Origin of the sequence: Mesorhizobium sp. M6A.T.Cr.TU.017.01.1.1, from assembly GCF_004023115.1 — a bacterium.
GTDB lineage: Bacteria > Pseudomonadota > Alphaproteobacteria > Rhizobiales > Rhizobiaceae > Mesorhizobium > Mesorhizobium mediterraneum.
Genome location: NZ_RZTA01000156.1, coordinates 1 through 11,901, shown reverse-complemented (window position 1 = coordinate 11,901; position 11,901 = coordinate 1). Strand labels below are relative to the sequence as shown.

Sequence of the window (11,901 nt, the reverse complement as noted above, 5' to 3'; positions counted from 1 at the left end):
AATCCATGCAGCGCGCGGCCTGCTTCTCGACCTCCTTGTCCGACATCGGCAGCGTGAATTCGCGAAAATGCCGGATGCGGTCGGAAGCCGGCTGGTACTTGTGCACCTGCCGGTCGATCTCAAGAAACCCTGTTACCTTGCCCATAGTCCAGTTCCTGCTGTCCAGATGGCGCGCCTGGCGACGCCCTGCAGCTGGATCAGATGGGGCATCCCGTCCACACATGGGCCGCACCAAGTTGCCCAAAATTCGACTATGTACACTTGCCGGGCTCAAAGCTCGTGAGGGGCTCGCCATGCAGCCAGTTCTCGACTCTAATCGAAGGAGCCGGGGACTCCATCTGCAATACCACGTTGCGGTCCAAAGCTATTTCCAAAGGTTTCTGCACGAGCTGGTTTCCTCTCAGAGACGGCACACGGGTTCAGGGAGGAGCGCATCGCTCGTCTTGCCCCATTGAGTGCAGTCACAGTCACTCAGTCTCAAAAGCCATGCCAACGCGCTCAGCGCGCAGTTAGCGCCCATTGCTTCGAAAAACCTCGTCAGTGCCCAGATGTTGGTTGTAATGAACCTGACATTTGTCTGACGCTGTCAGCTTTTGGACACGCGATCACGCGCTTCGTGCCGCCAGAAGGCCAGGCCGAGCCCTGTGTTGCCAGCGGTCGCTTCGATGATTGTACCGCCCGGCGCGAGCTGGCCACGCTGTTCGGCATTAACGATCATCGACAACGCAATGCGATCCTTGATCGATCCGCCGGGATTCTGGCTTTCGAGCTTGACGAAGAGACGACACCTGCCGGTATCGAATCTCTTCAGTTCGACGACCGGCGTCTCCCCAATCAGATCGAGCACTGACAAATGGCGGACGCAGGCGAGAGGACGCCTTTGTCGACGGTCGGCGGAACATCTCGAGGCTCATGCGGCTGCGGTCTCCAGAATGTCGGCATAGTGCCGTGGCGCAATATCGGGATGCGAGCGCAGTCGGCTCTTCAGCAGTTGCGGAACAGTGGATTGTCGGGGTCGCTGGCGGGGCACCCGCTTCGGCAGCCAGTTCAGGCGGCAGGTCAAGAAACCGTATGTCGGCATCAAGCCGCGCGCCGAAGAAGAAGGGAATCGAAACAGTGCCCTTCGAAAGACCCAGGGCGACGGAAATCATTGCATCGGGCGAGTTCATGCGCCTGAAGCAGCGCTGGCTGCAACTGCTTCATAGCGACAGGCGGGCGGAGACTCTAGCGGGGCTTTCGCCGCTTGGTTGATTGAGGCTCTCGACGAAGCCACTAAGATTCGGCGGCCGATAATAGCTTGCTGCTCATTGGGACGCCGACCAACGCCGGGATTGAGAAAGGCAACCCTGCCCCACAAGGCGGGTGTCACACGTGCGGTGCGTCCGCTCGTCGCGCCGGATGGTCTTTGAGACCTGGGTTCACGGCTATTCAGATGCACCCCTGTCGGCTTTTCGGTGCAGGCCGCCAGGCGGCGTGTTGCAGCAGCGGCAATTAGTTTGAGAGCGTGCGAGCACGGGGCTGCATAGTGAGATCATTTGCCGGCGTGGGACCAAGGTGTGGCGCAGCCTTAGAGAACTCAACACCGAGACCGGAGCAACGGAGACGGCTCTTTCGTCGAGACAGTTTAATTTGGAACATTATTTCTATGTTTTAGTCGATTATCTTGTTCAATAGCTCTGTCGACTAGCGGTGAGACTTTTCAACGCAGCGCGGACATCCGCTGGCCGGATGTGACTTGCTATCCCTTTCAAGATAAAACAGGAGACCCGCATGAGCAATCCAGTCCTCGTCAACCGGACCATTCCTGACTCCGACGTTGTACCGCTGACCAGCCGTGTTGGAGCTGAAATCAGAGGCGTTCGCCTTGGCGGAGACCTTTCGGACGCAGCGATAGCAGCCATCAACCAGCTTCTTCTAAAACACAAGGTGATCTTCTTCCGCGGCCAGGAGCATCTCGACGATGCGGAGCAGGAATTGTTCGCGCGGCGTCTGGGTAACCTTGTACCTCATCCCACGCAGGGGCCGGCAGCCGGCACGGCCTCAATCCTCAATCTCGATTCCGGCCGTGGCGGTGGCAGGGCAGACCAGTGGCATACCGATGTGACTTTCGTCGATGCCTATCCGAAATTCTCGGTCCTACGTGGCGTCGTCATTCCGGCGGCGGGGGGCGACACGATCTGGTCCAACACGCACGCCGCGTACGAGAATCTGCCAGCGCCGCTCAAAATATTGGCGGACAATCTGTGGGCTATTCATAGCAATGCCTACGACTACGCAGCCGTGCGCCCGCGCGCCACAGCCGAAGAGAAGAAGCACTTCGAGGAAGTCTTCACATCGACGATCTACGAGACCGAGCATCCGGTCGTGCGCGTCCATCCGGAAACCGGGGAGAAGTCGCTGCTGCTCGGCAATTTCGTGCAGCGCCTCGTCGGCCTTTCCAAGAGCGATTCCGCCAAACTCTACGAGGTGTTCCAGTCCTACGTCACTGCCCCGGAAAATACCGTGCGGTGGCGCTGGCAAGTAGGCGACGTCGCTATCTGGGACAACCGTGCTACCCAGCATTATGCGGTCAACGACTATGGCGACCAGCACCGGGTTGTGCGTCGCGCTACGGTTGACGGTGACGTTCCGATCGGCGTCGACGGTCGCCGCAGTATAACCCATGTCAAGGCAGCCAAGCCGGCGGCGAAGGCAGCCTGACCGTCTGAACAGGGTAAAGATGAAAACTTCGTATCGCCGCGGCCATATCGCGCTGCTTAACCGCCCCACAAAGCCTTATGATTTCCGAGAAGCAAGGCGAGTTGCGGGCTCGAGGCTTGGCCCGAAATCGAGGTCCTGCAGCGTGGCGCATGGCTCGAGTCGCTGCTCGTGGCCCCGCTGCAGCGGTACAGGTCCCCCACCGCCCCACCATCTCGCCCGCCCTGCACCTCGGATAGCGATTATTCACCGTTTGTTCATTATGATAGCGCACGATCATAACTGGACATGCTGGTAGCTCGTACATGCCTGAAGGCCCTGCGCGCCGACCCAGCGCCGGGGCCTTTTTACTTCCGCAAAATCGATTCCAGCAACGCGGGCACTTCGCAGGATGTCGCAATCCCGCGCTTGCGATGATACGCCGTACAGCGAATTGCGCGAGTCAAACGAATTTGGGTTTCTCAAATATAGAATCGTCGATACCGATCCTGATGGATCGAGCCTCGACGACGAAGTCAACCATCTTCAAACGGAATTATTCAACATTGCCGAGAGCTCCCGGTGTGCCGTCGAAGCTGACATTCGGGAGGTCAGCGGTCACCAACGATCATGGTGATCGCCAGCATCTTTCGTATTCACATGACCGTCGGCCTGGTACTTTCCCGAGGCCATGACATGAGTGGGTCTTCCAAGCACCGATTTGGCCCGGTAGGATTTGCAGGGGGCGCGGACAAGCGGATGAACAAACGGAATGATGCTGGAAAACTGCGCGCGCCTGCTGGGATTTAGCAGACCGTCGATAGGAACATAGCCCTGGTCGACGGCTTTCTGAAGGGCAAGAGTTTCGCCGACCTGGCTCAGGAACATGGCTTGTCGACAACGAGGGTGCGCCAAATCATCGAGAAGGCCGATCGGCTCGTGGGCGGCGCATTCAGACCAAGACTGAAACGTCCAACGCCTCGCCTCGATCCGATTTCATGGTCGACTATCCCTATGTGTGCAAATTGGCCGAGAAGCACCGGCTGGGTAGCGTCACGCCGCATCATTCTTTGCGGAGCTGGAGCGCGCGGGATCGCTGGAGCGGCTGGTGAAAGCGGTTGCCGGGGCGCACGCCAACAACAACACGTGAGCTGGCGCCTCGTGTGGCAAAAGGAGAGGGCGAGAGCCCATGGCCTGCAATGAAGCGATCAAGCATTGCGATCGTGGAACCAAGCTGCCTAGTCGACCATCCGGACCGCGGCCTTCAATGCCAGCTCGCCTTGGAATCGGCCTTCCAGGAATTGGCTGAGCGCGCAGCGGAATCCGGCTGGACCGAGGAGATAGCCACGCGCTCCTCGAACTCGCCGGCGCGCGCCTCAGGAGCGACTCCGCCAATGACGAGACTGAGAGGACGATTAATCGTGCCAGGGCAACGAGAGAGCGGCAGGTTCAAGAAGCTTCGCCTGACCCGATAGGAACGTCGCTGCGCCAATAAAATTGGCGGTGAAGGCTGACCGCGGCCGAGTCGGGCAAGCGAGCGAAGTGCTGAAATAAGGGCGTGAGAATCCAAGACATCGTTTGTAGAGAGCATCGAGCTTCGCGAGATTGTGGTACAGGATCGACCGCAGGTGTTCTCGGAGCGCTCGCAGAACCCGGGATTCTTCCGCGGCACCCGCCAAGGCGAAGAACGGTCAGAGTTGCACGATAACGCTTAAAAGCGAGCCTTCCTCCGAAAGTCTGCGCGCGCAGTTCCACGGTCCGATGCGCTTTCATAGCTATTCCAATCGCCGCGCCCATTCTCTCCCGGATCAGGTCCAGCGGGTCTGCAGTGCATGCGCCCCCAAAGTGGACGCCATTGGGCCGGGTGAACCGGGCTCGATTGCGCGCCGAAGGCCCGTTCCAGGCCCGGAAATCCGGGTCCGTCAGGGCGAGCGCGTGCGGGTCGAGGTAGAGAACGGCCTTGCCGAGAAAACGACCGTGCACTGGCATCGCGTGCGTGTGCCACATGCCATGGATGGCGTGCCTCACCTCACGCAGAAGCCGATTGGAGCGGGCGAGCGCTTCGTCTACGAGTTCGACGCCGTCGACGTCGGCATCTGCTGGTATCACCCGCACCAGCGGAGCTTCGAACAGGTCGGGCGCGGACTTTATGGTCCGCTGATCATCGAGGAACCGAAGGCGGTGCGGGCCGATCGCGAGGTGACCTGGATGCTCGGTGACTGGGGGCTGACGAAATCTGGCGCAATCAGCGAGGATTTCGGCAAACGGCACGACATTCACCACAATGGCCGCGTGGGCAACACGGTTACCATCAATGGCCGCGTGCCGGATACCTTTGCGGTCAGAAAGGGCGAGCGCATCCGGCTGCGGCTGATCAACGCCGCCAATGCACGCATCTTCAGTCCCGACTTCACGGGTTTTCGGCCGGCCGTCATCGCGCTCGACGGCCAGCCGGTGACGCCACACGCGCCGGAGGCGGGTGGTGCTGGGTCCCGCAATGCGCACCGATCTGATCCTAAGACATGACGGGCAAGCCGGGCAGCCGGATTTCAATCTTCGAGCGGTTCTACGCGGGGCTGGAATATGAGCTCGTCGATCTTGTTTATTCCGACACTCCGCTTAGGGCACGTGTGCCTGATTGGCCGCTGAACCTGCCGACATTCCGCTGCCGGAGCCGGACCTCGATACAGCGTCCCGCAACGAAGTCGTCTTCACCGGCGGCATGATGGGCGAGATGGTGGCGCAGGACATGGGTGAAAGCATGGGTCCGGGCGCATGATGCAGGACGATGAATTCCGGCACCGCCTGGTTCATCAACGGCGTCGCCGCCGACGAGGCCAATCACGACATGAAGCCGGGGCTGACGCTCTTGCGGAATAAGAGCCACGTCATCGCCACGACCAACGCAACCGCGTGGCATGATCCGATCCATCTGCACGGCCATTCCTTCCGGGTGATTTCCCGCAACGGCCAGCCCACCCCACGTCGCGAATGGCAGGACACGGCGCTGGTTTCGCCGCGCGAGAAGGTCGAGATCGCCTTCGTCGCCGACAATCCCGGCAATTGGATGTTCCACTGCCACGTTCTCGAACACCAGGCGGCCGGTCGCCTGACCAGTCCACAAGCCGAAGGAGAAGCAAAAATGTCCAATACCCTGATAGCTCTTGTCCTCGCCTCGATCCTGTCAGGCGCCGCTCCGGCGTTCGCCGGCGAAAGGACGTCACGCTCTACAAGAACCCGCAATGCGGCTGCTGCGAAGGTTATGCCGGCTATTTGCAGGAAACGGCTTCGCTGTCACCGTCAAGGCCGACTCACGACCTTTTCGCCATGAGCCGCGAAGAGGGCATTCCGCCGGAAGCCGATGGCTGCCTTCTCTCGTTCATCGACGGCTATGTGGTGAGCGGCCATGTGCCGGTCGGCACGGTCAACAAGCTCTTGACCGAGCGGCCCGACATCAAAGGGCATGACGCTGCCCGGCATGCCGATGGGCTCCCCCGGCATGAGTGGCACGAAGGAAGCGCCCTTCGAGATTCTCGAAATCCGGAAGTCTGACGGGACCGGCGGCGTCTACGCCACGGAATAGGAGGCTTCGATGATGGAATGCATGAGCGGCATGATGATGTTCGGGATGGGCCTGGTGTGGCTGCTTGTCGTCGTCGTGCTCGTCCTCGGGACGGCCGCGCTGATCAAGTACCTGTTCTCCAGCGGCGGCAAAGGAGAAGGGCGTCGGTCCTCTTATCGATGCGTGGCCGCGGCAGGCCTCGGATTGGTCTGGACATTGCCTTGGCTCGCCAACCGGATGGCCGGTGGCGGCGCCCCGGCCGCGGCGATAGCGCTAGGCAAGACGGTTTTAGCCAGGCGAAGGTCAGCGCGATTGGAAAGCCCGCTGCCTTCGGGACGCATGCCGGCGCCGGGACCGGCCGCGGTCGTCGGCGGCGGCTACCAGAGCGACATGCCGGGCTTCGGGAATGTCCTCACCGACGAGGAGATCCGGGCCGTTCTGGCCTTCATCAAAAGCACATGGCCCGAGCGGGAACGCGCCTATCAGGCAGATGAGCCGCCGGGAGCGGGAGCAGACACAGTGAGACCAATCCTAGCCGCGGAGCCCTCGAACGCCCCCAACCGGAATGCATTGTCCATGAAAGCGAAACCGTCGCTTGCGATTCAATTTCTGGCGCTGATCCTCGCGACCTCCGCGCTGGCCCACCATCCGGGCGCCGATCTCGACAAGATGAGGGACAGCGCGGAGAGGTTCTTCCAGGCGATCGACGAGCAGGCCGCGCCGCCTTTCGAACTGGCCGACGCGGACGGAAGGGCCGTCCGCCTTTCCGATTTCTCCGACAAGATCGTGGTGCTCTACTTCATGACGAGGTAACCTTGGAAGAAGAAGGCGACGGCCACTGGCGGCAGGATGGCAAGCACGCTGGCCGCAAAAAGCGGCCCATACTCATAGAAGCGGGCCGGTTCTGTCGCAAATCGTGCTTTTGGCCACAACTGGACGCTTTCGCGCGCTTATGGACCAGCTCACATGTCCAACAACGCAAGCAGATGACAGGGCTCGACGTGCCCCGGGGTGGCGCCCTACTTCCACGCTCGCACTGTCACACTCCCGCCGAAAGGCGGGTTTAGTGAGTTATGGCAGTGACTGTGCCACCAGTCCAAACGTCGAGTTTCGCGGCAACTTCGACGCTTTCCTTAGCTGACTTGCCCAAAACCAGCGCGGCCAAAGCATACTGCTTGCCGCTCCCGATGGCATAATATTCACCTTTCACGGGATCACTTGGCAGCCAATTGCCGTCCAACAATACGGCTTCCCCATTTTTGCGCACTATCAGCGCCTCAAATTCAAAATTGTCGTCGTTGCGCGGCACAGGAATATCAGAAACATCCATGCCCTTCTCAACCCAGTCTCGAACGGCCTTTGGAATACCCAAGGACGAAGAGGAAACGCCGATGAGTGTGCCGTCGCATAAGCGAAACACCTTCGTTTTCTCACCGACGGATACTGAGTCAAAACCCAAGGCTCGGCCGTCGCCAGCCATGGTTCCGTTCCTGTAAGCTATTGTTGTCATTGGCACCCTTCTATCGCTACATCAAACTTCAGGACCTTGCGCATGTCCCCTGTGTCAAGGTCACTGACCGACGGCCTATTTGCCTGATACACGATACAGGCTGCGCTCCTTGAGTTCGCGCACGGGTGGCCGTCATCTTGCCGCCTTCGCGCAATGCCTTGAACAGGCCGAGTCTGTCCCCCAGCGGGAATGACAACCACCTCCATGTCGTTGAAAAGCAGGAAATCCGTCACTTTGCCTCGTCGGTAACGGGCGGAGCCGGAGCGGTCGTCACCGGGCAAGCGCGGTCGCAGTAGGTATCCTGGGCAGCCCGTCAGACATGGATGGCTCCGGTTGTGGTGACGGGGAGGGCGATAAGCAAGTTCGGGCCAAGTGATTGTTCCGCGGCTGTATGTTTTGGTGAGGTGATCATGCGACTTCTTGTTGGTCGGTCACGTGTTTGCGGATAACCAGCATGCGCTGTGCCAAATGAGAAAACCATTTAAAGTCAATCCAGCAGATCTGACTGTATTCCGACATTGTCGGAAATTGGACATCGCCGAACGCGAGCGCTCGGGGCTTGTGATGATACTTGGGCGTGCTGCTTCGGAGGAGGGATGCGCCTCGTACCGGCCGCGAAGCCTTCCTGCATTTAAGGCGCCAGATCAATTGAACGCGCATACCAGTCAGCCGTCCCGTCGTTTAGTCCAAATGGCGATCCATCTCAGCGCGCTCACGCCATCCACCTTTCTGCGCGACCCAAGCTAAACACGCTCGGCGATGATTAGGATACCGACTACATCTGGACCCGCCCGGCCCTGCTCGCCTGCGAGACTTGAGGCGTTCGTCGATCGGATAGAGGTTTCGATTCAGGAGACGTGCTTCGTGATGCGGCCATGATAGGCCGGTCCCTCACCGACTGCCGCACGCTCGGAAGAAGCCAAGGTAGGCGACAAGCCTCTGTGGATCGCTGAAGCGCCGAATGTTGCCGATTGCCGCGGCAACGTTCGCACCCACGGTGACGTCGGAGGCAACGTCATCAGGCGACGGATTGTCGGATCCTAGTGGGCATGCACCGCGATATCCGCCTCGACCACCGTCAACGCCTCGTTGATCTGATTGATCAAGCCGAGGTGGCACTCGATGGCGGCGCGCTCAAGGAGCAGCATGCGAACACCTGCTCCTAGCGCCGCTCCTGGAGTCCTATTTCCGCCGGCGCCTGACGAAGCAGCGCAATGCGACTCCCGCGACCGTGGCCAGCTATCGCGATGCCTTGCGCATGCTGATCCTCTTTGCCGCCGCCCGATTGCGGAAGAAGCCGGCGGCGTTGGCGCTCGAAGAGCTGATCGAGATCTCGTTTCGCTTTTCTCGACGAACTCGAGGAGAAGCGGAACAATTCCGTCACCACGCGCAACGCCCGCTTGGCCGCGATCCGATCTTTCTTCCGCCACGTCGCTGCCGCCGACCCGGCATCCTTCGGCGTCGCCCAACGCGTGCTGACGATTCCCATTAAACGGACGCACATTGACGTGACGTACCACCTCACCACGGCCGAAGTGGACACCCTCATCGCGGCGCCCGATCCAAAGACGCCCCGTGGTCGGCGCGACGAGCCTTTCTGCTCTTCTTGGCACGGACCGGCGCCCGGGCCTCCGAAGCCACCGGCGTCAACGCAAACGACCTTCAGTTGGAGCGGCCGCACCCACAAGTGCTGCTGCGCGGCAAAGGGCGTAGAGACCGCGTCGTCCCCATTGCTAAGGACCCGGCTGCGGGCGCTGACATCCTTGTTGAGCCAGCGCGGGATCGCCCATCACGAGCCGCGACCGATATTCCTCGGCGCCCGCAACGAGCGCCGGGCCTACCAGACCGGCTTTGGCCGACAAGCCCATATCGCCGCACATCTTCCGGCACTCCCTCGCCATGAAGCTTCTCCAGTCCGGCGTGGACCTTTTGACGATCCAAGCCTGGCTCGGGCATGCACGGGTCGCCACGACCCACCGCTATGCCACAGCGGATGTAGAGATGATGCGCAATGGACTTGAGAAGGCGGGCGTCACCGGCGATCACGGCGTGCGTTTCCGACCAAATGACTCCGTTCTGCAACTGCTGAACTCCATCTGAATCTTTATGTGGCGGAGGCAAGCTGGGTTTGGCCGGTCCGAAGGGGTCAGGGCGGCTCCGCCACATAATCTCGCCCGACGCATAAATGCGGATCCCGGCCCGATGTCTCCTGAACCTGCAGAGCGAGACCCTGCATTCCGCGACGCATATCGGTCCGGCCCACCGCCAACCAGATCCGCACCTGGCTCGGGACCGGGATCATGACACGCCCCGCGCCTTCACCATCGCCGCTGCCAGTGTTGGCGGCGTGGTCAGTGGAATCCGCAGCCGCACCTTGCCGGCGACCTCCAGCTCGATCACCACTGGCGGCCGGAGCGGCTGGGCGCGTTCGTCAAGAACGTCTTCAGTTGCCGGCTGCCCGGTCTCAGGTCGAAACAGCTCGTTGCGCCAGTATCGGCTGCTGGGGCGCGACGCTGTGTCACAGGAAGAAAGGAAGGTCACCTTGGAGCTCAGGTCAGTCGCCCCTCGGGCTTTTTGCCTATGGCGGCAAAGGGCTCAAGCAAGCCCGAGCTTTTTCCTGAGCTCGGCGTTTTCTTTCCGGAGCCGGTCAGCGAGGAGCTTCTTCAGACGGGCGTTCTCTTCTTCAAGCTTCACAAGATCCTTGAGCTCATCGCTCTGTGTTGTCTGCCCAGCAGCCCTTTTCCAGTGATAGTACGTCTGTTCCGATATTCCAGCGTTCTGAACGGCTGCCTTGATACTCTCTCCCCGTCCGATCTGCTTCTCGATCTCGCCGAGCTTCTGGGCACGCTCGTTCTCAGAGTAATTTCTCCGCGCTGCCCGGACTGTAGGCGAAGCGATCGCTTTAGATGAAGACGCCTGAAGAGCCGAGCTGGCGGCGCTGGTTCGTATAGCACCTGCGCGCTGCGCGGTCCGCTTCCGCGTCTTCGGCGCCTTTATATCGGGTGTCTGTTCCTTCACGGGCACCTCGCCTGCTGCCTGGGTTGCCTCAGTTTCCTTAAGGTTGGACATCAGAAACTCCCTGCGATTTCAAACATCTATTCTAGCACGCAGCATCTAGAACTTATGGGCTTTGTCAACTGCGGCCACAAAACCGTGCTCGCCAATGTCGCCGTCCGACGCGTTAACATGATGCCAGTAACTGCGGCAATGCAATCGGTTCGCAATCCGCAACAAAGAGTATCGGCTGGATGTGCACGACGCCCCAGTCTCTGAAACAGCGTAGCCGCCCGGTAAGAGCCGCTTTCAGTCTGCCTTAGAAACAAGGTGGTCGGTCGCCACTCCCGCGCATACTATCCGTCTACTCTTGCTCCTCGCACGGCGCCAGGTCCTCGTCATCGATGCCGGGCAGCGTCGCAGCGGCTAAGCCAGCCACTCGCATTGCTCCCTGACAGGATGGTGCCGATCCTGCTGAGATCGCATGCTGGCGCGACGTTGCTTTGCGGCCACCGTCGCGCCTGCCCGTGAACTGTTCGCGCCTGTGCTCATGCTCGCCTTGACACCCTCGATGGGTCCATCCGGGATGGTCAACCATCCGGAACATAGCGGGCAGGCGGGCATCTTCACCAGCAGTCTCTGTGTCGCTCTCGTGGCGGCAAACAAGATCGAGGCTGGCGGGGTGATGATCAACGGTCCTCGAACTATCGATTTTGATCGCGGTGGCCGTTCAGTGCGTTCAAGCACGAGGCGCCGTTAGACGGCACCGCAGCATCATAGCGAAGTGCCATGCAGGACGACTCCCTGCAGCATCGTCTCGCGCAGCCAAACACTTGCCGGATCACTGTTGTGAACGGCCGGGCGTTTGACGGCCTGTGACGCGAAAAGGCAACGGAAGATCTAGCATTTATGGGGGAAATGTTTTTTCGGAGTGCTTGACCCGCAGGAAGGGCAGGGCATGACTGCCTATCGCCCGACCCGGCAAGGCCGCACTCATGACCGGCTGGGCTCGGATCCTGCATGCCGCGCCCGTGAGGTTGCGCTCTGTCGGGAGTGCGTCGAGCACAACGAGGAGATGTAGTTCACGACCTTTGAAACGCGTGGTCAACTATCCAAAGTGTGGATGCCTTTCATCGAAACAAACGATTTCATCAATGTT

Annotated in this window: 15 protein-coding genes and 5 pseudogenes; 9 read left to right on the top strand and 11 right to left on the bottom strand. The window is 60.3% G+C overall.

Translation table 11 applies throughout. The annotated features are described in order from the left end of the window. The 4 pseudogenes from gltD to EOB36_RS35580 form a co-directional block, all read right to left on the bottom strand. Positions 1-145: pseudogene (gltD, locus tag EOB36_RS30835) on the bottom strand (glutamate synthase); the annotation flags it as partial. 41 nt (positions 146-186) lie between these two features. Further along, positions 187-350, bottom strand: a pseudogene (locus EOB36_RS30830) (thioredoxin domain-containing protein); the annotation flags it as partial. A gap of 278 nt (positions 351-628) precedes the next feature. Further along, positions 629-902: pseudogene (locus EOB36_RS30825) on the bottom strand (pyridoxal-phosphate dependent enzyme); the annotation flags it as partial. An 8-nt stretch (positions 903-910) separates the two neighbouring features. After that, a pseudogene (locus tag EOB36_RS35580) lies at positions 911-1,115 on the bottom strand (isopenicillin N synthase family oxygenase); the annotation flags it as partial. 655 nt (positions 1,116-1,770) lie between these two features. Between EOB36_RS35580 and EOB36_RS30815 the strand changes: the two are divergent. After that, entirely contained in the window at positions 1,771-2,700 is a 930-nt protein-coding gene (locus tag EOB36_RS30815; RefSeq protein ID WP_095488104.1) for a TauD/TfdA family dioxygenase, read from the top strand. 594 nt (positions 2,701-3,294) lie between these two features. Here the strand turns inward: EOB36_RS30815 and EOB36_RS30810 are convergent. After that, positions 3,295-3,564 (bottom strand): hypothetical protein, encoded by a 270-nt coding sequence (locus tag EOB36_RS30810; protein WP_095488106.1) that lies wholly within the window; start codon positions 3,562-3,564, stop codon positions 3,295-3,297. Between the two features lie 376 nt (positions 3,565-3,940). Next, complete coding sequence (locus EOB36_RS34540; RefSeq protein WP_158302651.1) at positions 3,941-4,129, bottom strand: hypothetical protein; 189 nt, start codon at positions 4,127-4,129, stop codon at positions 3,941-3,943. Between the two features lie 482 nt (positions 4,130-4,611). On the opposite strand from EOB36_RS34540, the gene EOB36_RS35575 reads away from it, so the two are divergent. The 5 genes from EOB36_RS35575 to EOB36_RS36045 all read left to right on the top strand — a co-directional run bounded on the left by EOB36_RS35575 (position 4,612) and on the right by EOB36_RS36045 (position 7,051). Continuing rightward, positions 4,612-5,202: a multicopper oxidase domain-containing protein gene (locus EOB36_RS35575; RefSeq protein ID WP_245329997.1), complete on the top strand. Its 591-nt coding sequence runs from the start codon at positions 4,612-4,614 to the stop codon at positions 5,200-5,202. Positions 5,203-5,314: 112 nt separating this feature from the next. Continuing rightward, positions 5,315-5,455, top strand: a complete 141-nt coding sequence (locus EOB36_RS35570) for a hypothetical protein (RefSeq protein WP_245329998.1) — start codon at positions 5,315-5,317, stop codon at positions 5,453-5,455. A gap of 9 nt (positions 5,456-5,464) precedes the next feature. Then, positions 5,465-6,007 carry a multicopper oxidase domain-containing protein gene (locus EOB36_RS35565; RefSeq protein WP_245329999.1) on the top strand — a complete coding sequence of 181 codons (543 nt, stop codon included), beginning with the start codon at positions 5,465-5,467 and terminating at the stop codon, positions 6,005-6,007. Beyond that, positions 6,004-6,228 carry a DUF411 domain-containing protein gene (locus EOB36_RS35560; RefSeq protein WP_236372580.1) on the top strand — a complete coding sequence of 75 codons (225 nt, stop codon included), beginning with the start codon at positions 6,004-6,006 and terminating at the stop codon, positions 6,226-6,228. Before EOB36_RS35565 ends, EOB36_RS35560 begins: the two co-directional genes overlap by 4 nt. Before the next feature lie 52 nt (positions 6,229-6,280). Then, positions 6,281-7,051 (top strand): redoxin domain-containing protein, encoded by a 771-nt coding sequence (locus tag EOB36_RS36045; protein WP_245330000.1) that lies wholly within the window; start codon positions 6,281-6,283, stop codon positions 7,049-7,051. Positions 7,052-7,301: 250 nt separating this feature from the next. Here EOB36_RS36045 and EOB36_RS30775 read toward each other — a convergent pair whose 3' ends face one another. Beyond that, entirely contained in the window at positions 7,302-7,718 is a 417-nt protein-coding gene (locus EOB36_RS30775) for a hypothetical protein (RefSeq protein ID WP_063169404.1), read from the bottom strand. 1,261 nt (positions 7,719-8,979) lie between these two features. Here EOB36_RS30775 and EOB36_RS35550 point away from each other — a divergent pair. The 3 genes from EOB36_RS35550 to EOB36_RS35865 all read left to right on the top strand — a co-directional run bounded on the left by EOB36_RS35550 (position 8,980) and on the right by EOB36_RS35865 (position 9,848). After that, positions 8,980-9,240, top strand: coding sequence for a hypothetical protein (locus tag EOB36_RS35550; RefSeq protein ID WP_245330001.1), 261 nt, complete (start codon positions 8,980-8,982; stop codon positions 9,238-9,240). A 114-nt stretch (positions 9,241-9,354) separates the two neighbouring features. Further along, the gene (locus tag EOB36_RS35870) at positions 9,355-9,651 is read left to right on the top strand and encodes a hypothetical protein (RefSeq protein WP_281033164.1); all 297 of its coding nucleotides are present in this window, start codon (positions 9,355-9,357) and stop codon (positions 9,649-9,651) included. Further along, positions 9,600-9,848, top strand: coding sequence for a tyrosine-type recombinase/integrase (locus EOB36_RS35865; protein WP_236372574.1), 249 nt, complete (start codon positions 9,600-9,602; stop codon positions 9,846-9,848). The genes EOB36_RS35870 and EOB36_RS35865 overlap by 52 nt, the downstream gene beginning before the upstream one ends. A 46-nt stretch (positions 9,849-9,894) precedes the next feature. Here the strand turns inward: EOB36_RS35865 and tnpB are convergent, their stop codons facing one another. The 4 genes and pseudogenes from tnpB to EOB36_RS36040 all read right to left on the bottom strand — a co-directional run. Beyond that, complete coding sequence (gene tnpB, locus EOB36_RS35860; protein WP_095488107.1) at positions 9,895-10,050, bottom strand: IS66 family insertion sequence element accessory protein TnpB; 156 nt, start codon at positions 10,048-10,050, stop codon at positions 9,895-9,897. Continuing rightward, positions 10,047-10,289 carry a transposase gene (locus EOB36_RS35535; protein WP_245467944.1) on the bottom strand — a complete coding sequence of 81 codons (243 nt, stop codon included), beginning with the start codon at positions 10,287-10,289 and terminating at the stop codon, positions 10,047-10,049. Before EOB36_RS35535 ends, tnpB begins: the two co-directional genes overlap by 4 nt. A 54-nt stretch (positions 10,290-10,343) precedes the next feature. After that, positions 10,344-10,817, bottom strand: coding sequence for a transposase (locus tag EOB36_RS30750; protein ID WP_095488108.1), 474 nt, complete (start codon positions 10,815-10,817; stop codon positions 10,344-10,346). Between the two features lie 907 nt (positions 10,818-11,724). Then, positions 11,725-11,850: pseudogene (locus EOB36_RS36040) on the bottom strand (LysR family transcriptional regulator); the annotation flags it as partial. Between the last annotated feature and the right edge of the window lie 51 nt (positions 11,851-11,901).

What these genes read in the sequence shown, in the direction of transcription:
- EOB36_RS30750 (WP_095488108.1), bottom strand. Translation starts at nt 10,817, where the DNA reads ATGTCCAACCTTAAGGAAACTGAGGCAACCCAGGCAGCAGGCGAGGTG.
- EOB36_RS36045 (WP_245330000.1), top strand. Translation starts at nt 6,281, where the DNA reads ATGAGCGGCATGATGATGTTCGGGATGGGCCTGGTGTGGCTGCTTGTC.
- EOB36_RS30815 (WP_095488104.1), top strand. Translation starts at nt 1,771, where the DNA reads ATGAGCAATCCAGTCCTCGTCAACCGGACCATTCCTGACTCCGACGTT.
- tnpB (WP_095488107.1), bottom strand. Translation starts at nt 10,050, where the DNA reads ATGATCCCGGTCCCGAGCCAGGTGCGGATCTGGTTGGCGGTGGGCCGG.
- EOB36_RS35560 (WP_236372580.1), top strand. Translation starts at nt 6,004, where the DNA reads ATGAGCCGCGAAGAGGGCATTCCGCCGGAAGCCGATGGCTGCCTTCTC.
- EOB36_RS30775 (WP_063169404.1), bottom strand. Translation starts at nt 7,718, where the DNA reads ATGGCTGGCGACGGCCGAGCCTTGGGTTTTGACTCAGTATCCGTCGGT.
- EOB36_RS30810 (WP_095488106.1), bottom strand. Translation starts at nt 3,564, where the DNA reads ATGTTCCTGAGCCAGGTCGGCGAAACTCTTGCCCTTCAGAAAGCCGTC.
- EOB36_RS35565 (WP_245329999.1), top strand. Translation starts at nt 5,465, where the DNA reads ATGAATTCCGGCACCGCCTGGTTCATCAACGGCGTCGCCGCCGACGAG.